Source organism: Rhodanobacter spathiphylli B39 (assembly GCF_000264295.1).
In the GTDB taxonomy this organism is placed as follows: Bacteria; Pseudomonadota; Gammaproteobacteria; order Xanthomonadales; family Rhodanobacteraceae; genus Rhodanobacter; species Rhodanobacter spathiphylli.
This window is the reverse complement of record NZ_AJXT01000059.1, coordinates 19785-42484: the sequence shown is the minus strand read 5'-3', so window position 1 is coordinate 42484 and position 22700 is coordinate 19785. Positions and strand designations below refer to the sequence as shown.

20 protein-coding genes are annotated in these 22700 nt (G+C 67.4%); 5 read left to right on the top strand and 15 right to left on the bottom strand.

Going from position 1 to position 22700, the window contains the following annotated elements:
* Positions 1 to 2: 2 nt before the first annotated feature.
* From UU7_RS16630 to UU7_RS16620, 3 genes are all read right to left on the bottom strand, one after another.
* Entirely contained in the window at positions 3 to 617 is a 615-nt protein-coding gene (locus tag UU7_RS16630; RefSeq protein ID WP_007810395.1) for a hypothetical protein, read from the bottom strand.
* Entirely contained in the window at positions 617 to 883 is a 267-nt protein-coding gene (locus UU7_RS16625) for a DUF2249 domain-containing protein (RefSeq protein ID WP_007810393.1), read from the bottom strand. The genes UU7_RS16630 and UU7_RS16625 overlap by 1 nt, the downstream gene beginning before the upstream one ends.
* A 262-nt stretch (positions 884 to 1145) precedes the next feature.
* On the bottom strand, positions 1146 to 2171 hold the full coding sequence (locus UU7_RS16620) for an acyltransferase family protein (protein ID WP_007810392.1): 1026 nt from the start codon (positions 2169 to 2171) through the stop codon (positions 1146 to 1148).
* A gap of 389 nt (positions 2172 to 2560) precedes the next feature.
* Here UU7_RS16620 and UU7_RS17495 point away from each other — a divergent pair, with 389 nt between their 5' ends.
* Positions 2561 to 4786: a reprolysin-like metallopeptidase gene (locus UU7_RS17495; protein ID WP_157582390.1), complete on the top strand. Its 2226-nt coding sequence runs from the start codon at positions 2561 to 2563 to the stop codon at positions 4784 to 4786.
* Between the two features lie 118 nt (positions 4787 to 4904).
* On the opposite strand, the gene UU7_RS16610 is transcribed toward UU7_RS17495, so the two are convergent.
* From UU7_RS16610 to UU7_RS16590, 5 genes are all read right to left on the bottom strand, one after another.
* On the bottom strand, positions 4905 to 5612 hold the full coding sequence (locus UU7_RS16610; RefSeq protein ID WP_007810387.1) for a TMEM175 family protein: 708 nt from the start codon (positions 5610 to 5612) through the stop codon (positions 4905 to 4907).
* 39 nt (positions 5613 to 5651) lie between these two features.
* Positions 5652 to 6419, bottom strand: coding sequence for a bifunctional demethylmenaquinone methyltransferase/2-methoxy-6-polyprenyl-1,4-benzoquinol methylase UbiE (gene ubiE / locus UU7_RS16605; protein ID WP_007810385.1), 768 nt, complete (start codon positions 6417 to 6419; stop codon positions 5652 to 5654).
* A gap of 28 nt (positions 6420 to 6447) precedes the next feature.
* Positions 6448 to 9090, bottom strand: a complete 2643-nt coding sequence (plsB, locus tag UU7_RS16600; protein WP_040673627.1) for a glycerol-3-phosphate 1-O-acyltransferase PlsB — start codon at positions 9088 to 9090, stop codon at positions 6448 to 6450.
* Between the two features lie 31 nt (positions 9091 to 9121).
* Positions 9122 to 10048 (bottom strand): hypothetical protein, encoded by a 927-nt coding sequence (locus UU7_RS16595; RefSeq protein WP_007810383.1) that lies wholly within the window; start codon positions 10046 to 10048, stop codon positions 9122 to 9124.
* Between the two features lie 294 nt (positions 10049 to 10342).
* Positions 10343 to 11239, bottom strand: coding sequence for a 5'-nucleotidase, lipoprotein e(P4) family (locus UU7_RS16590; protein ID WP_007810382.1), 897 nt, complete (start codon positions 11237 to 11239; stop codon positions 10343 to 10345).
* A gap of 138 nt (positions 11240 to 11377) precedes the next feature.
* On the opposite strand from UU7_RS16590, the gene UU7_RS16585 reads away from it, so the two are divergent.
* Positions 11378 to 12409, top strand: a complete 1032-nt coding sequence (locus tag UU7_RS16585; RefSeq protein ID WP_007810381.1) for an AI-2E family transporter — start codon at positions 11378 to 11380, stop codon at positions 12407 to 12409.
* A gap of 43 nt (positions 12410 to 12452) precedes the next feature.
* On the opposite strand, the gene UU7_RS16580 is transcribed toward UU7_RS16585, so the two are convergent.
* On the bottom strand, positions 12453 to 14435 hold the full coding sequence (locus UU7_RS16580; RefSeq protein WP_007810380.1) for a UvrD-helicase domain-containing protein: 1983 nt from the start codon (positions 14433 to 14435) through the stop codon (positions 12453 to 12455).
* A gap of 104 nt (positions 14436 to 14539) precedes the next feature.
* Here UU7_RS16580 and UU7_RS16575 point away from each other — a divergent pair, with 104 nt between their 5' ends.
* From UU7_RS16575 to UU7_RS16565, 3 genes are all read left to right on the top strand, one after another.
* The gene (locus UU7_RS16575) at positions 14540 to 15907 is read left to right on the top strand and encodes an NAD(P)/FAD-dependent oxidoreductase (RefSeq protein WP_007810379.1); all 1368 of its coding nucleotides are present in this window, start codon (positions 14540 to 14542) and stop codon (positions 15905 to 15907) included.
* Positions 15908 to 16034: 127 nt separating this feature from the next.
* The gene (locus UU7_RS16570) at positions 16035 to 16667 is read left to right on the top strand and encodes a thymidine kinase (RefSeq protein ID WP_007810378.1); all 633 of its coding nucleotides are present in this window, start codon (positions 16035 to 16037) and stop codon (positions 16665 to 16667) included.
* A gap of 22 nt (positions 16668 to 16689) precedes the next feature.
* Positions 16690 to 17460 carry a hypothetical protein gene (locus UU7_RS16565; protein ID WP_007810377.1) on the top strand — a complete coding sequence of 257 codons (771 nt, stop codon included), beginning with the start codon at positions 16690 to 16692 and terminating at the stop codon, positions 17458 to 17460.
* A 141-nt stretch (positions 17461 to 17601) separates the two neighbouring features.
* Here the strand turns inward: UU7_RS16565 and UU7_RS16560 are convergent, their stop codons facing one another.
* The 6 genes from UU7_RS16560 to UU7_RS16535 all read right to left on the bottom strand — a co-directional run bounded on the left by UU7_RS16560 (position 17602) and on the right by UU7_RS16535 (position 22659).
* Positions 17602 to 18201: a nitroreductase family protein gene (locus tag UU7_RS16560; protein ID WP_007810376.1), complete on the bottom strand. Its 600-nt coding sequence runs from the start codon at positions 18199 to 18201 to the stop codon at positions 17602 to 17604.
* A 247-nt stretch (positions 18202 to 18448) separates the two neighbouring features.
* Positions 18449 to 19276, bottom strand: a complete 828-nt coding sequence (mutM, locus tag UU7_RS16555; RefSeq protein WP_007810375.1) for a bifunctional DNA-formamidopyrimidine glycosylase/DNA-(apurinic or apyrimidinic site) lyase — start codon at positions 19274 to 19276, stop codon at positions 18449 to 18451.
* Between the two features lie 13 nt (positions 19277 to 19289).
* A complete protein-coding gene (locus UU7_RS16550) occupies positions 19290 to 19787 on the bottom strand; it encodes a hypothetical protein (protein WP_007810374.1) in 498 nt (165 codons plus the stop codon).
* 3 nt (positions 19788 to 19790) lie between these two features.
* The gene (locus UU7_RS16545) at positions 19791 to 21146 is read right to left on the bottom strand and encodes a GldG family protein (RefSeq protein ID WP_007810372.1); all 1356 of its coding nucleotides are present in this window, start codon (positions 21144 to 21146) and stop codon (positions 19791 to 19793) included.
* Positions 21146 to 21901: an ABC transporter permease gene (locus UU7_RS16540; RefSeq protein WP_040673626.1), complete on the bottom strand. Its 756-nt coding sequence runs from the start codon at positions 21899 to 21901 to the stop codon at positions 21146 to 21148. The genes UU7_RS16545 and UU7_RS16540 overlap by 1 nt, the downstream gene beginning before the upstream one ends.
* Complete coding sequence (locus tag UU7_RS16535) at positions 21898 to 22659, bottom strand: ABC transporter ATP-binding protein (RefSeq protein WP_007810368.1); 762 nt, start codon at positions 22657 to 22659, stop codon at positions 21898 to 21900. The genes UU7_RS16540 and UU7_RS16535 overlap by 4 nt, the downstream gene beginning before the upstream one ends.
* Positions 22660 to 22700 lie beyond the last annotated feature (41 nt).

Sequence of the window (22700 nt, the reverse complement as noted above, 5' to 3'; positions counted from 1 at the left end):
GCTCAGTTCAACCGGGTCACGCGAACGACGGCGGGATCGTCGGCATGCTCCAGCAGCAGGCACTTCACCCGCTCCTGCCACGCCTGGCCGAAGGCCGCGCGCTGTTCCGGCGTGGCCTGCGGGTCGAGTGCCGCCCCCAGCAGCGGACGCAGGCTGGCCGGCGCGGGGACATCGCCGAGATCCAGCGCCACCGACACGCTCTTTCCGTTGTCGCGTCGATGCACCCGCAGGCCCGCACCTGCGTCAGGCGTGGAGAAGTGCAACAGCGAATGCCGGGCGAAGCGGCCGGCAATGCCGTGAAAGCCGTTGGCTGCGGCGGCGCCGGTGACCAGGGTGAACACCTGGCCGATCACGCCGTTGACGCCCTCGTCTTCCGCGCCGCTCATTTCCACGCTGACGCCGCCGCGCTCGGCGGGGCCATCGGGATAGAGCGCGCGCAGCGCGGCACGCGCCATCAGCCAGGCGCCGGCTACGGTGGGGCAGGAGTGGCCGGCCAGACGCACGGCGTCGATGTAGTGGTAGTCGAGCAGGCCGTCGTCGGCCGCGCCAAGCAGGTCCGCCAGCGGATCGCGCAAGGTGATCGCTGGCGCCTGGTCGAAGAAGGGCGGATAGCGCATCACTCCACCGGCAGGCCGGTGATGCCGAAGTCGATCACCACGGCGTCCGCATCGCGCTGGCGGTAGGTCACGCTGAGGTTGTCGCCGAGGCGTTCGCGCAACTGGGCGATCAGCGGGATCGGGTCGTGGTCGTTGACGAAGCGCATCGTCTCACCCGAACGCAGCGCGCCGATCGCACCGAAGATCGCCGAATGGCGGAAGCGGCGGGCCACCCCGCGGGCGTCGAAAAGATGGGTGTTTTGTTCTGCAATGATGTCGCTGGCCATGGGGCGGGCTCGTCGGGAAAGGGAGCCCAACATACGCCGCGCGTCGCGGCGGGCCACTGATCTGGATCACGTCCACCCGGCGCGAATCGCCTTCCATGCAAACGGAAAACTGCTCGCCGGGTCGATCGGGGGAGGGACGGCGATGAATGCGCAGGTTGCGGCCGATGACGACGAGCCGGGGCGGGTTTGCCTGGGCCGGTTGACCTGGCGGGAGTCGATCAGCTTCCGCCAGGTCGAACGCGATGGCCGTTCCGGCGACACCTCAGCTGGCACCCGTCACCTTGTCGGCCGCGGGCGCAGGTCGGCTGCGGAACAGCCACTGGTAATTCATGATCGGGTGGAACAGGGGCGCCACAGCCGCCAGCAGCGTCACCAAAAGCAACGTCGCCCCGATGACCACGCCCAGGCTCTGCCCGACACCCAGGTGCCGGAACAGCTTCCAGATGCCGTATGCGGTGGCCAGCTTGATCAGAAGCCCATGCAGCAAGTACACCGAAAGACTCTCTCGACCCATCTTTTCAAACGGACTTGCTGCGCGAGGGGTCAGTCGCAGTACCGCCCATACGCCTGCGGCGGATGCCGCAAGCAGGCCCGCCTGGATCGCGCCTCCCCAAAGATTGGTGTAGGGAGCGAGACCGAAAAGCCATTTGGCGCTGAGCTCGCGGATCAGCCAGGCGAAACCGGCAAGCGCCAGCAACACGCCGACGGCTGCGAGGCGCGGCCCTTTGATCTTCGTGCCATGCAGATAGCCCGCGACGAAGAATGGAAAGAACACCAGCGTGCGCGACAGGCTGAACGAGTAGCCGACGTCGTTGAGGTAGCCAGAAAGCACGGCCAGGGTGCAGGCGACCAGGAGCGGTCTGGTAAAGGAAAGTGCCGGGATCAGCATGATCCGCCAGCAGGCCAGGCTCATCAGATACCAGAGTATCCAGTTGGGGCTTGTCACGGAGTAGACGAATGGCTTGCCAAGCAGCCACGCGTCGAAAGCGAGATAGATCGCCTGGAAAACCAGGAATGGCAGAACCAGCCTGGTCAGCCAGCGTGTCCCCTGTTCGATGCCGAACTTCGGCCGGGACAATGCACCGGACAGATAGATGAAGGCCGGCATGTGGAAAAGATAGATGAACTGATAAATAGCCAGAACGACAGGCGACTTGTAGCGCCACTCTTCCATGCAATGCCCCAGGACAACCAGCGCGATCAGGATGAACTTTGTGTTGTCGATCCAGGAGCTGCGTTGCGGGTCTGCGACCTGCGCGGATATTTCTTTTGCCGGGGAGCTGATCATGGCCTGCTGTCTTCGATGGCCGGAAGAGAAGACGCGCGTCGAAGTCACGCCAGATGGAAGCGCAGCATGCAGGCAGTGGCTGACGGATGCAACGGCGCATGCCGTCGAGAGCCCGAGTGGCCGACCGCATGTCTCCGCAAGATCATCGGGCGGGCACTGGTCGATACGCGGAAGCCGCCGCGGGGGGCGGCTCGCCGTTCATCTCCCGCGAGCCTTGGCGGCGCGTTGCCGAATCCGCGATCGTGTGGACGAAAATTCTCCTCTTCGACGCGTATATTCTCGCTTTTACCCGACTTGCGGGATGACGACGGTTGCCCGTGTGATGACACACTGGTGGTCGGAGTCGGCCTGTTCCGGCGATCCACGTGATGAAATGGAGGACGCAGACAATGCGCCGCAGCTATCCCGTACTACTTCTGCTGGCGATGTTGCCTGCGGCTCACGCGGCGAACCCGTCGCTGTTGCGTGTTGATACGGCGCCTGTCCGTGCGCTACTTGCCACGCCGGCAAGAACGCCGGTCTTGCTCGATGAAAACGCAGCACTTGCCGCGATGCAGGATGGTGGCCTGTGGCTGGACAGCCCGACGGGCGGACGCAGTTACGTGCGCTACGTGCGGCACGAAACCTTTCCCAATGGCGACTGGACCTGGATCGGCAGCGTCGATACGCAGCATGGTCCGCAGTCGGTGGTGCTGACCTTCGGCGCGCATGCCAGCTTCGGCAATATCCCGCAGGCCACCGGCGCCTCCCTGCGCGTCTACACGGATCGCTCGGGCAGCTGGCTGATGGCGCCGGCGACCCAGTCGCGGCTGCGGCAGCGCGCGTTGGGACCAGGCCGCAACGATGCGCGGATTCCCCCGCGCGACGCGCGAAAGGCATCGTTCGCGACCGCAGGAATGAGCCTGGCGGCACAGCAGGCGGCGATCAGCCCGCCAACCTCCCCGCCGACCGGCACCACCCTGGTCGACGTGCTGGTGGCCTACACACCGGACATGGTCCAGCAGCTGGGTTCGACCGACAACGTGCTGACCCGCATCCACTACCTGATCAGCTACGCCAACCAGGCCTATGCAAACAGCCAGGTCGACATGCGCGTGCGGCTGGCGCGCGCGGTCCCCGTCGACTACACCGCCGCCACCTCCAACGAGCAGGCACTGGACGACCTGACCACGGTCGGCGGCACCACGGCGCTGGAGCCGTTGCATGCGCTGCGCGACCGCTACGGCGCCGATCTCGTCGCGCTGTTGCGTCATTTCGACAACGCACGGGATGGCAGCTGCGGCAACGGCTGGCTCAGTGGCGGTGACGGCACCTCGATCACCGACCACTACGATTTCTCGGCCGGTTATGGCTTTTCGGTGGTGAGCGACGGCTCCGACGAGAGCGGGTACTACTGCGAAGACAAGTCCTTCACCCACGAACTTGGCCACAACATGGGCCTGGCCCATGACGTGGACAACGCCGACGGCACCGGCGCCTATCCGTATGCCTACGGCTACAAGAAGACAGTCGGTTCGGGTGGCTTCGGCACCATCATGGCCTACGAGGACGCGGGACAGGATTCGACCCAGGTGTTCTCGAGCCCGCAGCTGACGATCTGCCAGAATTTCCCCTGTGGCGTGCAGAATCAGGCTGACAACGCGCGCGCGCTGCGGCAGACAGACTGGCTCATCGGGGGCTTCCGGCACAACCGGATCGCGCCATTCAACGCCGATGGCGACACCACCTCCGATCTGCTCTGGCACAACCCGAACGATGGCCGGATGGTGTATTGGCCGATGCTTGGGGCAGGCCACGATGGTTATCGCAACCAGTCAGTCAGCACCTCGCTGCGGCTGCTCGGTACCGGCGATTTCAATGGCGACGGCTTCGTCGACCTGTTGTGGGCCGACAGCAGTCGTCGCATGACCATCTGGCTTGGCGGTCGGAATGCCGGCAAGAGCGACTACGTCGCCAGCAGCTTCGGCACCTACAACAGCAATGACTGGTATCTGGCCGGCATCGGTGACGTCGACGGCGACGGCAAGGACGATCTGGTCTGGCACAACCAGGTGCAGGGTACGCTCGCCTACTGGCTGATGGACGGTTCCAGCAGGAAGTCGGCGCGCAGCATCGGCGTCAACAAGGCCTACCGTGTTCTGGGCGTCGGTGACTTCAACGGTGACGGACTGGTCGACGTCCTGTGGGGCAATGCGCAACGCACGATGTATGTGTGGCTCGGCAATGGCAGCACGTTCTCGATCAACGCCTTCGGCACCTACAACGCCGGTGGCTGGAAGCTGAAGGGCACCGGTGACGTCGACGGCGACGGCAAGGACGACCTGCTCTGGTACAACCAGAGCCTTGGCACCTTCGCCTACTGGACGATGAATGGGGCCAGCAGGAAGGGAACGAAGAGCTTCAAGGTCAATGCGGCTTACGACGTGCTGGCCACCGGCGACTTTGACGGCAACGGCATGGTGGACATCATGTGGGGCAACGCTTCACGAGTGCTGTACGCCTGGCTCGGCAATGGCAGCACCTTCGACGTGCAGGCGGCCGGAAGCTACTCGACGGGCGGCTGGAAGGCGATCAATCGCAAGGGCGTGACCGACGCGGACATGGCGACGCCCTGAAGCGAGGAAGGTGGCAGCGGCGCGACCGTCTCCGTTCCGCCGTGTCGAATGCGCAGGGAATGCATGAACGGCGAGGCTGGAAGGCGAGGCCGGGAAAGGCAAGGCGACGATGGAGACGCTATGCCGCCGAACCGGGCACGCTGGTGCCGGCGGGTTCGCCGGCCGGCTCCATCGGGGCCGGCGGCTTCGCGATGTCGCCGGCCTGCCGGGCGGCTTTCTGCGCACGGGCGCGGGCGAGGCGGGCGAACAATCGGGTCAGCAGGGGAATCGTCAGCAGCACGAAGTTGTTCGGTCCTTCCCAGAACCATGCCAGCCCCAGCGACATCGCCGCCGCTACCGGCAAGCCCCACGCCCGTCCCAGTGCCCCGGCCACGTCCACGGGGCTGATGTCGGCATGCAGGAAGCCCGAACGCAGCGCACGGCCGAACAGCCAGCGCTGGAGCAGCGCTGCCAGCAACAGCGTGGCGGAATAGAACATTTCCGGCACGCGCGACAGCGGGTTCGAACTCATCAGCGCGGTGGCGAAGGGCATGAACGCGATCACCAGCAGCATCAGCAGGTTCGGCAGCATGACACCGGGGCTGTAGGCGGAGATCATGCCGAATACGCGGTGGTGTGCCGCCCACAACGCGCCGATCACCAGGAAACTCAGCACGAAGCCAAAGATGCTCGGACCCAGCGCGGCGAGTTCGGAGAGAAACACCTGGTCGCTGGCCAGGCCCAGTCGCGGGACATGGATTTCGATCACCAGCAGGGTGATCGCGATCGCGAACACCGCGTCGGAGAAGAAGACCAGGCGTTCCAGCTGGTGGTTGTGGCTGCTCATGCGGCGACGGCTCTCGGGGCGATACGGTCGATATTCGGCTCAGAACTTGTATGCGCGATGGATCGCCACGATGCCGTTGGTGAGGTTGCGCACCTCGACGCGGCCGAAGCCGGCGCGCTCCATCATGCCTTTCAGGGTTGCCTGGTCGGGATGCTTGCGGATCGACTCGGCCAGGTACTGGTAGCTGTCGGCGTCGCCGGCGAACAGCTGGCCGAGCTTCGGCAGGATCCTGAACGAGTGGAAGTCGTAGAGCTTGCCGAACAGCTCGCTCTGCACTTTCGAAAATTCCAGCACCAGCGCGCGGCCGCCGGGTTTCAGCACGCGGCAGATGTCGGCCAGCGCCTTGTCCTTGTCGGTGACGTTGCGCAGCCCGAAGGCCATGGTCACCGCGTCGAAGCTGTTGTCGGGGAACGGCAGCGCTTCGGCGTTGAGCTGGGCCCAGCGCAGGCCGGAAACCAGGCCGCGGTCGGTCATGCGGTCGCGGCCGACGCCGAGCATGGCCGCGTTGATGTCACCCACCACGATGTCGCCCTGGTCGCCGACGACCGGCTTGAGCAGGGCGGCGATGTCGCCGGTGCCGCCGGCCAGGTCGAGCACCCGGTCGCCCCGGCGCACGCCGCTGGTGGCCACGAAGTGGCGCTTCCACAGCCGGTGCGTGCCGAACGACATCAGGTCGTTCATCAGGTCGTAGCTGCGTGCGACCGAGGTGAACACCTGGCCGACCAGCTTCTGCTTGTCGCCCACGGGCACGTCGCGGAAGCCGAAGTGGGTGGTCGATTCGGGCGTGGTCTTGGGCTGTTCGTTCATGGCCGGCAATGCTACAGGAACGCCGTGGTCAGGCGTCGGGAGTGGGGCCGCGACGATCGTCGCCGCTGCGCCGTTCGTGTTCGTGCTGCTCGGCGTCGACGTGGCGCCGGTGCAGGTCGGCGGCGGAGGCGTCGTCGGGCAGCGCCTGCACGGGCACGGCATCGACCGGTTCCTCGGTGGCCGTTTCCCGCTCGCCGCCGGGGGTGATCTTCAGGATCGAGTGGCGCACTTCGCGCGACAGGATCACCCGCGCATCGCGCACCATGCCTTCCAGCGCGCTGTCGTAGTCGAGCTTGCCGTCGGCATCGGTCCACACGATGCGCCGCTCGCGCAGCTTCTGGATGAAGCCGCGGAACAGCGCCTTGTCGAAGAATTCCGGCGCGCTCAGTTCGTTGAGCAGGGACAGCCGCTGCGCGGTCAGCGTGCAGGCACTTTCCAGTTCGCCGCCGCTCATCGTGTGCGGACCGTTCTTGGCCAGCGCGGCGATGGTGATGTAGTAGCGCTCGAACGCCTGGATCAGGCTGCGGGCGATCACCTTGAGCTGGAACGCACCGTCGTCCTGGCCCGGGCTGCGTTCGAGGCTGCGGCCGTCGTTGGTGGATTCGAGCAGGCCGCGGCGCACGAAGAAGTCGATGGTCGCTTCCAGCTGCGCCACGAAGCCGTCCGCATCCCATGGCAGGAACAGCTCGCCCTGGATGAACGGGTAGATGATCTGGCCCAGCCGCAGCACCGAGGCCCGCGACATGCGGCGGTTGTTGAGGAAGCAGCAGGCCACCCATGCCGCGGTGGCGTTGAGATGCAGCACGTTGTTGCGGAAGTAGCTGAGCAGCACCGCCTGCTCGGCACCCACCGTCAGCACGTCGCCCAGCGGATGCTGCACGCGCTGGATCCAGCCCATCTGTTCGCCGTAGGCGATGATCGCGGCCGGATTCATCGGCGTCAGCGTGACCCGGTCCGAGTACGGCAGTTCTTCCAGCATCGCCTTGCCCAGCTCCAGCTGGGTCAGCAGGTCGGCCTCGGCCATCGCGTGCTTGGGCGTGGCCAGCAGGGCCAGCGCCAGCAGGTTGATCGGGTTGACGTCGGCGGCGCGGTTGATGTTGATCTGGATCTGTTCGGCCAGCCGGTCGGTGACGCTGTTCAGCCACTCGGGCTTGACGTCGGGATCGGCACCGGCGGCGCGCCAGTCGCTGCTGGCCGCGTCGAGCAAAGGGGTCAGCTCGATCGGCTCGCCGAAGTTCAGCGCCACGTGGCCATAGCGCTGGCGCAGCACCTTGAGGCCGCGCAGCAGGCCGATCAGCGACTCCTTCTCCTTCGCCTGACCGCTCAGCTCGCCGGCGTAGGACTTGCCTTCCATCAACTTTTCATAGCCGATGTAGACCGGCTGGAACAGCACCGGCCGGCGCGGCGCGCGCAGGAACGCGCGCACCGTCATCACCAGCATGCCGGCGCGCGGCGCCAGCAGGCGGCCGGTGCGCGAGCGACCGCCCTCGATGAAGTATTCCATCGGCACGCCGCGGTCGATCAGCTGCGCCACGTACTCGTTGAACACCACCGAATACAGCGCATTGCCCTTGAAGCTGCGGCGCAGGAAGAACGCGCCGCCGCGGCGCAGGATCGGGCCGATCACCGGCAGGTTGAGGTTCACGCCGGCGGCGATGTGCGGCACCACCACGCCGGACACGTGCAGCTGGTAGCTCATCAGCAGGTAGTCGGCGTGGCTGCGGTGGCAGGGCACGTAGATCACTTCGTGGCCGGGCGCGGCGGCGCGGGCCTTGTCGAAGTGGTGCATCGCGATGCCGTCGTACAGCTTGTTCCAGAAGTTGCTGAGCAGGAACGAGGCCGAGCGCACCACCGGATGCGAATAGTCGGCGGCGATCTCCAGCAGCAATTTGTTGGCCTTGCGCCAGGCCTTGGCGTGGCTGATCTTTTCCTTGGCGGCGGCCGCGACGATTGCCGCGCGCACCGGTTCGGCGTTCAGCACCGAGTCGACCACGGTGCGCTTGTGCGACAGGTCGGGACCGATCACCGCCGCACGGATGCGATGGAAATGGGTGCGCAGAACGCGGGCGACCTTGCGCGCGAAACGCTCCGGCGCGATCGTGCCGGACTCGTCCAGCATCTGCCGCAGCGACACCGGCGCGGAGAAGTGCACCACGGTGTCGCGTCCGTTCAGCAGCAGCGCCAGCAGGCGTCCGAAGCGGCCCACCATCACCCAGTTTTCCGAGAACAGCACGCGGAACCAGCCGCTGTCGCGGCTGGGCGCGCGGCCGACGTAGATCGACACCGGCACGATCTGCACGTCGAGCTCGGGCTGGCCTTCCAGCGAATGCACCAGCTGGCGCAGCGGCTCGCTGGCGGCACGCTTGCGGTTGCGTCCGAACAGCCAGCCGTCGCGGCGGGTCAGTGCGAACACCGAGCGGCGCCGGCGGGTGCCGGACAGCGCCTGCATCGGGCTGGGCAGGCCGGCCTCGCGGCAGGCGCGCTGCAGGATCAGCGCGTCGGAAAAGCCGTCACGCTCGATCACGTAGCAGACCGGCACGCCGGCCTGCAGCAGGGTCGCCGGTTCGGCCGGATCGCGGCGGATGCGCACCCAGGGCTGCAGCAGCTGGCCGGCGAGGTTGAACCACCAGGGAGCGGGTTGGCGGGCAGGAGCGTCCGCGGTCGTGATCATGGGCATCCGCCTATTCTAACGGTTGGGCGGATCAGTCTTTCGTTACGGGGCTGGCCGCGGCGGCGACCGTGCCGGCCACGGCCGCCTGCTGCTGCAGCCGGGCGTGCGAGCGGCGGGCATTCGCCAGCAATTCCTCGTTGTACCAGCGACCGTTTTCCTCGACCATTTTCGCTTCGGCGGACAGCGGCTTGCCGAGCAGGGTGTAGTCGATCTTCACCACGGCGTGGCCGTTGCCGTTCGTCAGCGGGGTGAGGCGGACCGAGTCCAGCGTCTGATCGATCGACAGGCCGTAGATCGCCAGCAGCTGCTTGGCGCCTGCGTAGGCGGTCGCGTACCTGGTCATGGTGGTGTCGAAATCCAGGCTGCGCAGCTGGTCGGCATCCTTGATGTCCAGCTTGCGGGCGGTGGCCACGGCCACGCCGATCGCCTGTTTCGCATGGGCCGCGTCGAACCACGGGGCCTGCTGCGCCCACGGCAGCAAGGCGTCCAGCACGCTGCCGAGCTGGGCTTTCTGCGTCTCGCCCAGGCTCGGGCTCCGCGCGATGGAACGCTTCAGGATCGCCTCGCCCACGCTGGCCAGTACCGGCAACTGGTCCTGGTACTGCTGCTGCATCTGCGCCAGCTTCGGCTGCAGTTCCGCATACAGGGTGTCCTCCGCGTCCGGGGCCGTCAGCTTGCGCAGGGTTTCGCTGAAGCGGGCGCGTTGCCCGGCGCTGTCCGGCTGGGCGTGGCGCTGTTGCAGGGCCCAGTCCGCGCGCATGCTGGCGTAGTCGGCTGGCGGCAGCAGGTGCTTCCACAGCCCGTTGAGGTCACCGCTGCGGAGCAGGTCCACCGACGACTGCAGCGCCGCTTCGGGCGTGCTGCCGCCGGCCTGTGCCGGCTCGTCCTTGCCGTGGCAGCCAGCCAGCAGCAGGGCGGCGAAGAGCAGCAGGGCGTGACGCAGGACGGGCAGGCGCATCGAATCGGTTCTCGCGTGGGGAGCGGGCGCGGATGCGCCGCCTGGCGGGCAGGCGCGCAGGGTAAGGGGCGTGGCGAGGGCGAGACAAGCGCGGCTGCAGGTTTTTGCGAGGCCGCCAAAAGAAAACCCCGCGGGCGCTGGCCTCGCGGGGAAATCCGGCAGGGCCGGAAGGGAAATGGCCTTGCCTGCAATGCACTTCGGTCAGCAGGTGTCGGCAGCGAGATATTAACGATTCGTCAAAGCTGAGGCAACACTTTTCTTTTGTGTTGCAAGTTATTGATTTAATTGTGTGGATCAGTGCGTGCGCAAGGCCTCGATCTTCTTTTGGCGACGCTGGTCGGGCGAGGCGGACCAATCGTTGTCGAACAGCGCCGGTTCCCACGAGCCGTAGGTGGGGTTGGGCAGCACGAACCAGCGCGTGCCGATCCACGGCAGATAGTCGGCCACCGCCTTGCGCCGGCCATCAAGCGTGTTCAGCGGCACGTCGACGAAGTCGCCGATCTGGTCGCCGAACTGCATCAGCACGCGGTAGTGCCGGGCCACCAGCTGGCGGCGGCAACCCTTCTCCGAGCCGGCCTGTTCGCAGCCCTCGACCACGGTGCCCAGGCCCAGGAACGATTCCGGGCCGGCAACCGGCAGGCCGGCCTTGCGCAGGTTGGCCAGGGTGACCTGATCCAGATCCTTCGCGCGGTTGGAGATGTAGATCACCGCGATCCCGTGCTTCGCCGCGAACTGGGTGAACTCCACGGCGCCGGGCAGGGCGCGGGCGATGGCCTCGCGGCACCAGGCGGCCCACTCGGCCTCGTTGTACTCGCGGTTGCCCTGGATCATGCGGGCAGCGGATGGCGAGTTGTCCAGCACGGTTTCGTCGATGTCCAGGATCACGGCGGGCTTGAGGCCCTTCAGCGGCGTGGTGCGATCGTTGCGGCCCAGCGCATCCCAGTGGCGGTCATGCAGCGCGGCTAGCAGGCGCGACTGAGCGTCGCGGTAAGTCTGCAGGTAGATCAGGTCATGTTCGATCGCGTGCTGGCTCCACGCCACCGCGTTGAGGTTGTCGTTGGCGGCGACCGTCGGCGTGGCGACAGGTGGGGACGCCGCGGGCGGCGTGACGGCCGCGCGCTGCGTGGGTGCGGCGGCGCAACCGGCCAGCAGGGCGAGCGCGAGCAGGGTCGAGGAAAGACGCAGTGACATGGGGAATCCTTGGCAAGACGAACTGGAGCTGATGCGGTACGAGAGCATGAACGGAGTCTACGACAGTCGCATGGCGGGGCTGGCCGCGGCGGCGGCCTGCTGACAGACTGGCGTCCCCGCCGCCACGACTTCACCCGCATGGATTCCTCCCTGCCCGCCTCGCGCGCGCCTTCGCCGGCCATCCGTTACGCGAGCTACGTGCTGACCGCGGCGGTACTGCTGCTGGTCATCGAGATCCACCTGCTGCCGGCGCTACTGGCCGGCCTGCTGGTGTTCGAACTGGTCCAGGCGATGGTGCCGCTGCTGGGGCGGCGCATTTCCGGCGACCGGGCACGCGTGGTGGTGGTGGCGGTGCTGGGCGCGGTGGTGGTGGGCCTGCTGATCCTGCTGATCCTGGGCGCGATCAGCCTGTTCCACAACGAGATCGGCAACCCGCAGCTGCTGTGGCAGCAGCAGTTGATGCCGCTGGTGGAAAAGGCCCGCGCCCAGTTGCCGCCGCTGCTGGTGAACAACCTGCCCGACAGCATGGACGACCTGCGCGTGGGCGCGATCGAACTGGCGCGCAAGCACGCGGCAACCCTGCAACTGGCCGGCAAGGGCGCGGTGCGCGTGTTCGTGCACATCATCATCGGCCTGGTTCTGGGGGCGATCGTGGCGCTCAGCCGCACCCGTCCCGCGCACCAGATGGGGCCGTTGTCCGCCGCGCTGAGCCAGCGTTGCCAGCGCCTGGCCGAGGCCTTCCACAATATCGTGTTCGCGCAGATCAAGATCTCGCTGATCAACACCGTGTTCACCGCGATCTTCCTGCTCGGCGTGCTGCCGTTGATGGGCATCCATGTGCCGTTGGCCAAGACCCTGGTGGTGGTGACCTTCGTGGTCGGCCTGCTGCCGGTGCTGGGCAACCTGATCTCCAACACCGCGATCGCGGTGGCGGGGCTGTCCGTGTCGCTGGGGGTGGGCATCGCCGCGCTGGTGTTCCTGATCCTGATCCACAAGCTGGAATACTTCCTCAACGCGCGCATCGTGGGCACCCAGATCCGGGCGCGCGCCTGGGAACTGCTGGTGGCGATGCTGCTGATGGAAGCCGCGTTCGGCCTGCCGGGCGTGATCGCCGCGCCGATCTACTACGCCTACCTGAAGAGCGAACTGGAAGCGGAGAACCTGCTGTAAGCGTGGGCGATGCCTGGTTGAATCCCGAATCCCGAATCCCGAATCACCCGCTGGCCAGCATCGCCTTGATCCGCGCCATGTGCGACTCGGCGGTTTCGCGGGTCACTTCCTTGTCCGCTTCGGGGTCCTTGCCCTGCCAGTGCAGGTCGTCCTGCGGCAGTTCGTGCAGGAAGCGGCTGGGCTGGTTGCGGTGGACTTCGCCGTAGCGTTTGGTCTGCGCGCACCACGACAGCGTCAGCAGCTCCTTGGCGCGGGTGATGCCCACGTACATCAACCGGCGTTCTTCCTCGACCCGACCTTCGTCGATCGCGCCTTCGTGCGGCAGGGTGCCGTCTTCGCAGCCGACGATGAAGACGAAGCGGAACTCCAGGCCCTTGGCCGCGTGCATCGTCATCATGCGCACCGCGTTGCCCGGCTCGTCGCGATCGGCGTGGCTGAGCAGGGCCAGCTGCGAGGCGAGGTCGCCTGCCGTGTTGCCACCTTTCTGCATCGCACGGAACCAGCCGGCCAGTTCCTGCAGGTTGCCCAGCTTGCGCTCGCGCGCGCTGGCGTCGGGCGTGCCGGCGATGATCTGCGCGGCGTAGCCGGTGCGCTTCAGGATCAGTTCGACCAGGTCGGCGGCGTTCTCGTGCAGCGAGGCGCTGCGCAGTTCGTCCAGCAGGTTGGCGAACGAGGCCAGCGCCGCCGCCGGGCGCGGGGTGAGCTGGCGCAGCACGCCGTCGCTGCGGGTGGCGTCGAGCAGGGACGAGTAACGCGACTGCGCAAGCTGGCCCAGCTTCTCCAGCGTGGTCGCGCCGATCTCGCGTTTGGGCACGTTCACCACGCGCAGGAAGGCGGCGTCGTCGCTGGGATTGGTCAGCAGGCGCAGATAGCACAGGATGTCCTTCACCTCGGCGCGGTCGAGGAAACTCAGCGCGCCGGTGAGGTGGTAGGGAATCCGCGCCAGGCGCAGCGCCTTTTCCAGCGGCCGCGCCTGGAAGTTGCCCCGGTACAGGATCGCCATGTCGTCCCAGCGCGCCTTGTGCTTCTCGGCCAGGGTGGTGGCGATCGCGGCCACGCGCTCGGCCTCGTGTTCGGCTTCCTTGCATTCCAGCACGCGGATCGGCGCGCCTTCGGGGTGCTCGCTCCACAGCTTCTTTTCGTGCAGGTGCGGGTTGTTGGCGATCAGCTTGTTGGCCGTGCGCAGGATGCGCTTGCCGCAGCGGTAGTTCTGCTCCAGCTTGATCACGCGCAGGTTCGGCCAGTCGCGGCCGAGCTGGTCGATGTTCTCCGGGTTGGCGCCGCGCCAGGCGTAGATCGACTGGTCGTCGTCGCCCACGCAGGTGATCCCGCCGCGCTCGCCGGTCAGCGCTTTCAGCAGGCGGTACTGCGCGTCATTGGTGTCCTGGTATTCGTCCACCAGCAGGTAGCGGAAACGCTCGCGCCACGCCTCGCGGCATTCGGCGTCGGACTCCAGGATGCGCAGCGGCAGCCGGATCAGATCGTCGAAATCCACGGCGTTGAACGCGCTCAGGCGCTGCTGGTACAGGTCGTAGATGGTGGCGGCCTCGATCTCGCGCGGGCTGCGCGCGGCGGCCAGCGCTTCCTCCGGCGACAGCCCGCCATTCTTGGCGCGGCTGAGCAGGTTGCGGATGCCGAACAGCACGTCGTTCTTCACGCCCTTGGGCGCCAGCTCCTTGACGATGCCGCTGCTGTCGTCCGCGTCCAGCACCGAGAAGCCGCGGCGCAGGCCGGCGCGCGCATGCTCGATCTGCAGGAACTTCAGGCCCAGCGCGTGGAAGGTGCTCACGGTGAGCGCGGCCGCGTCCTCGCTGCTGACCAGCTTCGCCACGCGCTCGCGCATCTCCTTCGCGGCCTTGTTGGTGAAGGTGATGGCGGCGATCTTGTGCGCACTGAGCTTGCGACGCTGGATCAGGTACGCGATCTTCTGGGTGATCACGCTGGTCTTGCCGGAACCGGCGCCGGCCAGCACGAGCAGCGGCCCCTCGCAGTGTTCGACGGCGGCCTGTTGTTGGGGGTTGAGCATGGATCGGAACAGTGCGTGATGCGGAGTCCGATGTTAGCAGAGCCTCGCTGGCGCGCCGCCGCGCTTCGGCCATAATCCGCCCACGACAGTCGCTGGGGAGAGGCATGGCGGAGCAGCAGGCAGAGCAGCAGGCAGAGCAGCAGGCAGAGCAGCAGGTGGAACAGTGTGACGTGGTGGTGATCGGTGGCGGCCCGGGCGGCAGCACCGCGGCGACGCTGCTGGCGCGCAAGGGTTACAAGGTGATCGCGCTGGAGAAGGCGCATCACCCGCGTTTCCATATCGGCGAGTCGCTGCTGCCGATGAACCTGCCGGTGTTCGAGCGCCTCGGCGTGCTGGACAAGGTGCGCGCGATGGGCGTGTTCAAGCCCGGCGCCGATTTCGAGGCCGACAACGAACGCGGCTACAACACCTACGCGTTCGCCCGCGCGATCGGGCAGAGCCCGCCGCATGCGTTCCAGGTGTGGCGGCAGGATTTCGACAGGATGCTCTACGACCACGCCCGCGAATCCGGCGCCGATGCGCGCGAAGGTCACGAGGTGGTGCAGGTCGAGCAGCGCGGCGCCCGCGAGAGCTGGCTGGACGTGAAGACCGACCAGGGCGACAGCTACGCGATCCAGGCCCGCTACGTGGTCGACGCCAGCGGTCGCGATGCCTTGCTGGCGTCGAAGAAGAAGCTGCGCCGCAAGAACGGCCAGCACCAGAGCGCAGCGATCTTCGGCCACTTCCGCGGCGCCGAAACGCGCGCCGGCGAAGACGCGGGCAACATCAGCATCTACAGCTTCGGCTACGGCTGGATGTGGATGATCCCGCTGCCCGATGGCGTGATGAGTGTGGGCGCGGTGTGCCGGCCGGAGTATCTAAAACAGCGCAAGGGCCGCAGCGTCGACTTCCTGCTCGACACGCTGAAGCTCAGCCCGGCGCTGTGGCAACGCGTGCAGCATGCCGAGCTGATCGACAACGAGGTGCGCGTCACCGGCAACTACTCTTACGACTCCACCTGCATGGGCGGACCGGGCTGGATTCTGGTCGGCGACGCGTTCGCCTTCCTCGATCCGGTGTTTTCCTCCGGCGTGTACCTGGCGATGAGCGGGGCCGAGCAGGCGGCCGAGGTGGTCGACCAGGCGTTGCGCGAGCCGTCGCGCGAACTGTCGCTGCTGCGCAAGCTCGAAAAGCGCCAGCGCGCCGGCATGGCCCGCTTCTCGTTCTTCATCTACCGCTTCAACGGTCCGGTGATGCAGCAGATGTTCCGCCAGCCCCGCAACACCTGGCAGCTGGAGCAGGGCGTGATCTCGATGCTGGCCGGCGACCTGTTCGACACCCCGAAGGTGCTGTGGCGGCTGCAGCTGTTCAAGCTGGTCTACGCGATCTGCGGCCTGCGCGACTGGCGCCGCTGGCGCGACGAGCACCGCTATCGACTGGCGCAGGCGCGCCTGCGCTTCACCGGCGGCACGACGCCGCTGGATCGGGAGTAGGGGTGGGGAACAGGGAACAGGGGCGGCTCTGGCGTTTGGAGTCTGTGAGAAACTGGGCGGCCTGTGCGGGCTCGGCGCTGCTCCTGCCGTTTCCGTTCCCCGTTCCCTGTGCCCCGATCCCGACCCCATGGCCAAGCTCTATTTCTATTACTCGGCGATGAATGCCGGCAAGACCACCACGCTGCTGCAGAGCGCGTACAACTATCACGAGCGCGGCATGCGCACGCTGATCCTCACGCCGGCGCTGGACAACCGTTTCGGCGAAGGCGTGGTGGCGTCGCGGATTGGCCTGAAGGCGAATGCCCGCCGATTCAGCCGCGACGAGGATCTGTTTGCGCTGGTCGAGGCGGATATCGCCGCACGCGGTGCGCTGAACTGCGTCTTCGTCGATGAGGCGCAGTTCCTCGGCAAGGCGCAGGTGTGGCAGATCAGCGACGTGGTCGACCGGTTGAACATCCCGGTGCTGGCCTACGGCCTGCGCACCGACTTTCGCGGCGAGCTGTTCGAGGGCAGCCGCCACCTGCTGGCCTGGGCCGACAACCTGGAAGAGATCAAGACGATCTGCCACACCGGCCGCAAGGCGACCATGGTGGTGCGCGTGGATGAGCACGGCCGTGCCGTCACCGACGGCCCGCAGGTTGAGATCGGCGGCAACGACCGCTATGTCTCGGTGAGCCGCGCCGAGTTCAAGAAGATCAGCGCAGGCGACGGCCGCATCGAGTTGCAGCAGACCGTGCTGCCGCTGGGCGAGCGCGAATGAAACGGACCATCAAGGAATCTGCATGAGCGAAGTCACCCCCGCCGTCAGCTGGCCCCGGCCGTACTGGCAGCCCGGCGAAGAAGAGGCCGTGCTGCAGTTCTACGTGTTCGGCAAGTTCGAGCCCGAGTTGCTGATCCCGTCGCCCCGCTATGGCAGCCCGGGCCTGCCCGAAGGTGTCGAGATCCAGCGTTTCCAGAACGCGGTGCTGCGGCAGTGGGAAGGCTATCCGCTGAATGGCGCACTGGGCCAGCTGATCAAAGAAGACACGCCGGCGGCGTACGAGAACGCGCGCATCGCGCCCGAGGTGCTGGTGGTGCGCGGCGTGCTCAAGGACGCGGACACCCTGGATTACCTGCGCGACACGCTGGGCGTGCTGGCCGGCATGCTCGACGTGGGCGGCACGGCGATCCTCGATCCGCAGATTCTCACCCTGTTCGACGCCGACCACTGGCGCCGCCACTACCTGGTGAAGGACGGCGCGCCGCCGCGCAATCACGTGCTGATCCTGCGCAGCGGCGAGGAAGCAGCCGATCGGTCGTGGATACACACCCGCGGCATGCGCAAGTTCGGCCGTCCGGACCTCAGCCTGCACAACGTGCCCGAGGGCGACATCGATCGCGCCGGCGTGCTGTGCGAGCGGCTGGTGGAGCTGTTGTCGCTGGGCGCGAACTTCGCCGCCGGCCAGGAACTGGAGGTCGACGGCCTGGCCGAAGGTCTGGTCGCGCGACCGGGCGGCAGCCTTGACGATCCGGATTTCAACAACACCCATATCGCGTTCCACTGGCCGCAGTAAGCGCCGCCACGGCCACAACGACAAAGGGCGACACCGAAGTGTCGCCCTTTGTCGTCAGTCCGACGGATGAGAGGCTGCGAATCAGTCACTCGCGTGACCGATCCGCGACCGGCCATCCGTGGCCGAGCCAGCTCACACCTCTCAGCCCTTGACGATGAAACGCTGGCTGTCGTCCATGAAGGCCTTCTCGCCGAAGCCGCCTTCGTGCGAACCGAACGGCATCTGCGCGCGCAGTTTCCACGTCGCCGGCACGTCCCATTCCTGGCGGGTGGCATCGTCCGCCACCGGGTTGTAGTGCTGCAGGCTGGCGCCCACGCCGGCCTCGGTCAGCGCCAGCCACACGGCGAACTGCGCCATGCCGCCGGCCTGCTCGGACCACACCGGGAAGTTGTCCGCGTACAGGGCGAACTGCTCCTGCAGACCCTTCACTACCGACTGGTCCTCATAGAACAGCACCGTGCCGACGCCGGCGGCGAAGCTGTCGAGCTTGGCGGCGGTGGGCGCGAAGGCGTCGGCCGGCACGATCCTGCTCAGCTCGGCCTTGGTCAGTGCCCAGAACTTCTCGCTCTGCTCGCCGAACAGGATCACGGCGCGCGAACTCTGCGAATTGAACGACGATGGCGTATGCCGGATGGCTTCCTTGATGCGCTGGGTCAGCGCGTCCTTGTCCAGCGACACGTTCTTGCCCAGCGCGTACTGGGTGCGGCGCTGCTTGAGCGATTCGATCAGGGTGCTGTTCATGGGGATTCCTTGGGCAATGGGGTCGATGCAGGGAATCGCGGGTTGCAGAAGGCTTGTCAGGGAAACAGTGCCGGAGGGCCGTGCTGTCCGCGCCCGACCACGGAAGAATTCCGTTTCGTCGCCTTCATCGCCTTACGTCGCGATCCATGACCAACATGTTAGGCCCGAAAATCGGCCTGGCTAGCCGGCGACTCGTGGTTAGTCTGTTTCCAGAAAGAAACAATGGGCGGACGGATGCCAGCCTGCGTCAGCGCTGGCAGTGCGGGCACCAAAACGTCGAGCGCTGGCCCAGGGTGACCTGGCGGATCGGTGTGCTACACACGCGGCAGGGCTCGCCGCTGCGGCCGTAGACCATCAGTTCGCGGAAGAAATAGCCCGGTGCGCCGTCGGGGCTGATGAAGTCGCGCAGGGTCGTGCCGCCGCGCTCGATGGCCCAGGTCAGCAGGCGTTTCACCTCGGCGGCCAGTCGTGCATAGCGCGCCCGTGAGACCTTGCCCGCGGCGAGCCGAGGATCGATGCCGGCGTAGAACAGCGCTTCGCTGGCGTAGATGTTGCCCACGCCCACGACGATCGTGTTGTCCATCAGGAACAGTTTCACCGCGGCCGTGCGACCGCGTGAGCGACGCCACATCAGGTCGCCATCGAAGGCGTCGGTCAGCGGTTCCGGCCCCAGCTTCGCCAGCAGTTCGTGCGTCTCACCCGGCGCTTGCCACAGCAGGCAGCCGAAGCGGCGCGGATCGGTGAAGCGCAGGATGCGCGGCGCCTGCGCGCTGGTGCGTTCCAGCGCAATGTCGACGTGATCGTGCTTGCCGATCGGCGCATCCGGCGGCAATACGCGCAGCACGCCGCTCATGCCCAGGTGCAGCAGCGCGCTGCCCGCTTCGGTATGCAGCAGCAGGTATTTCGCCCGGCGTTCCACCGCGTCGATGCGCTGGCCGGGCAGCATGCTGCTGATCTCCGGCGGAATCGGCCAGCGCAGGTCGGGACGACGCAGGGTCACCCCGGTCACGCGCCGGCCGATCAGATGCGGCGCGATGCCGCGACGGGTGGTTTCGACTTCGGGCAGTTCGGGCATGCGCTGCTGCCGGTCAGTGCAGTTCGGTGACGGCGACCGCGGGCGAGCGCGGCATGTAGCGCGACGACACCAGCGCCACGCGATCACCCACGCGCACGTAATGCTGTGGTCCGGTCACCGAGCTTTCGCCGAACTCCAGCTTCTGTCCATCCAGCAGCAGCACGGCGCGCGGTGGCAGCAGGCCGATCTTCGCCGGATCGAAATCGCTGGCCGGGCGCCAGCTCAGCACATGGGCGGCGGCGATGCCGGCGAGATCGTCGAGGCGATCATCGTTGGCGACGCGGCCGGGCGTGCCGTTGGTGCGCCACCAGTGGCCGTCGTCGTGCTTGCGGTAATCCAGCGGGGTGGCGCCCGGCAGGGTGAGGCTGATCTGCGTGATGGTCGCCGGGTCCAGCGTGGTCAGCGGGCCGGTTTCCCGGCTGGCATCACGCTGCAGCTGCCAACCGGCCACGCCGAGCAGGACCAGCACGCCCAGCACCAGGAACAGCTTGCCACGCTGCGCGCGCTTCATCGCTCAGCGCCGCCGCCGACGCCACACGATGGCGCCGCCGATCAGCAGCAACAGCAGCGGCAGCGCGATCAGGAAGCCGAAGCTCAGCGCGTTCAACTCGCCCTGCGAGATCTGCAGCAGCCGGTCCGGCGCGCCCCGCGGGGGCAGGTTGACCAGCTTGTCGTCGCCGAGCAGCCAGTCGAACACGCGTTCGCCCAGCGCGCGATTGCCGCCATTGCCCAGGTAGGTGTTGGACAGGAAGTCGCCGTCGCCGATCACCACCGCGCGCTGCTCGCTCTTGTCCGGGCTGGGCGACAGCCGGCTCAGGGCGAAGCCGAAGTCCAGCGGACCCTTCAGCTCGCCCACGTCGGCATCGAAGCGGATGTCGGACGACTTCGCGTTGTCGATCGGCTGGAACTCGGTCCAGCTTTGCGCGCTGGAACGCAGGAACGGCGCGAACGCCCAGCCGCTCTGGTCGAGCTGCGCCAGCGCGGAGGCCTGCGGAAACAGCGTGGTCAGGCTGAAGCCGCGGGTGATCGCCTGCGCCGGGTAGTCGCCCAGGGTGATCAGGCGCGGGTCGTGCAGCCCCAGCGCGGCGCCCGAGCCATCGACCAGCACGCCGGGCAGCACGCGCACACCCAGTGCGGCGGCCAGCGGCCTGAGGCCCAGGTCGTCGTTGGCCGGTTCGGCCAGCCACAGCAGGTTGCCGCCGTTGGCCACGTAGTTGACCAGCGCCTGCACCGCCGCCGGCGGCAGCGCCACTTCCGGACTGGCCAGCACCACCAGGTCGGTGTGCTCGGGCACGGCGCCGACCTGGCTGAAGTTCAGCGGCACCGCGCGCATGCCGCGGCTTTCCAGCTGGGTGATGAAGGTGCCCAGGTCGCCATTGCCCTGTCCGTCGGCACGCCGCTCGCCGTCGCCGGTGACGAAGGCCACGATGCGGTCGCGGCCGCGCAGCAACCGTTCCAGCGCATTGGTGAGGCTGCGCTCGGACAACTCGTCCAGGCGTTGCTCGCGATCCTGGTAGTGCAGGATCAGCGCGCCGTCGACCGTGATGCCCAGCTCGCGCATCTTCGCCGGGTCCAGTTGCGGGTCGACGAAGCGCAGCGTGAGGTCGGGCTTCACCGCCTGGTAGCGCTGCAGGAAGCCGGCCACGGTCTGGCGCAGGTCGCCCTGCGGCCGCGCGTAGCTGACGATTTCCACCGGGCCCTGCAACTGCCCCAGCACGGCGCGACTTTCCGCCGACAGGCTGGTGCGGCCATTGGTGGTCCAGTCGGACTGCGTCGCGTAGCGGGTCGAAAGGTAGCCCAGCGCGGCGAAGGCCAGCACCAGCAGTGCGGCAAACAACCAGCCGTCCAGACGTCTGAACAGGTTTTGCATCAGCCACGCTCCCGGTCGGCGGCGAGCCGGCGCGTCGCCAGCGCCAGCGCCAGCGCCGCCAGCAGCACGAACCACGCAAGGTCGGCGCTGGACACCAGCCCGCGCAGCAGCGGCTGCAGGTGCGAGCTCATCGCCAGCCAGTTGATCGCGCCGCCGTTGATGCCGGCCAGCTGTGCGCCCAGGTTCACGCTCCACAGTGCCAGCGCGATGACCAGGGCCGCGGCGGCCGCCATCGCCGGGTGCGAGGCGAAGCTGGAGCAGGCCACCGCGATCGCCGCCAGCGTGGCCAGCATCAGGGCGAGGCCCAGGCTGGCGGCGGCCAGCTTGCCCCAGTCGAAGTGGGTGGCGTGCATCAGCACCAGCGGCATCATCAGGGTCAGCGCCAACCACAGCAGCAGCCAGCCGAGCAGGGCCAGGTACTTGCCCAGCACGATGCGCGAAGCGGGCACGCCCGCGGCGAACATCAGCGGCAAGGTGCCGTTGCGACGTTCGCCGGCGATCACCGACATGCCCAGCAGCGGCACCACCAGGAAGGCCAGCTGGGCGAGCTGGCCCAGCAGCGGCACGCCGACCAGGTCGACGAAGCCGGGGCCGTCAGGCTGGGCGGCGCGCTGGATCTGGCCGGCCAGGAAATTGCCCAGCAGCAGGGTGAAGTTCCAGGCCAGCCAGGCCAGCGTCAACGCCGCCAGCACCCAGGCCAGCGGGCGCACCAGCAACCGGCGCCATTCCAGTCGTGCCACCGCAAGCAGAGTCATGCGGCCTGCGCCTTGTCGCTGCCGTTCATCGCAATCCCGAAGAAGGTCTGTTCCAGTGCCGGGTGGTCGTCGGCCAGCACGGCGCCGTCATGGCGCAGCGTGCCCTCGTGCAGGATCGCCACGCGATCGCACACCGCGGTCACCTCGGCGAGCAGGTGGGTGGACAGGATCACCGCGGTGCCGGCGGCGGCCTGTTCGCGGATCAGCGCGCGCAGCGCCGCGACCTGCACCGGGTCGAGCGCGTTGGCCGGCTCGTCCAGCACCAGCAGGGCCGGGCGATGCAGCAGCGCGCAGGCCAGCCCGAGCCGCTGGCGCTGGCCTTGCGACAGCACGCCGGCCAGGCGCCGGGCCAGTGGCTGCAGTTCCAGTCGTTCGATGATCGCGGTGCGGGCCTGGCGCAGGTTGCTGCCACGCATGCCGCGCAGTCGCCCATGGGCATCGAGATGCTCCTCGACCGTCAGTTCGGCCCACACCGGCGCGCGCTCGGGCAGCCAACCGATTTCGCGCCGGGCGAGTTCCGGATACTCGAGGAAATCCTCGCCGTTCAGCTGGATGCCGCCGCTGTCCGGGCGCAGCGCGCCGGCGATCATCGACAAGGTGGTCGACTTGCCGGCGCCATTGACGCCCAGCAGGCCCATCACCTCGCCGCTTTTCAGCGCCAGGCTGAGCTCGCGCACGGCCTGGCGGCCGGCGCGTCGGCGGCTGAGGCGATCCAGTTGCAGCACGGTCTTGGGGGAGGCCGGAACGATGGTGGTCATTGCCTGATTGTCATGGCGCCCCCATCCTGAAACAACAGGCG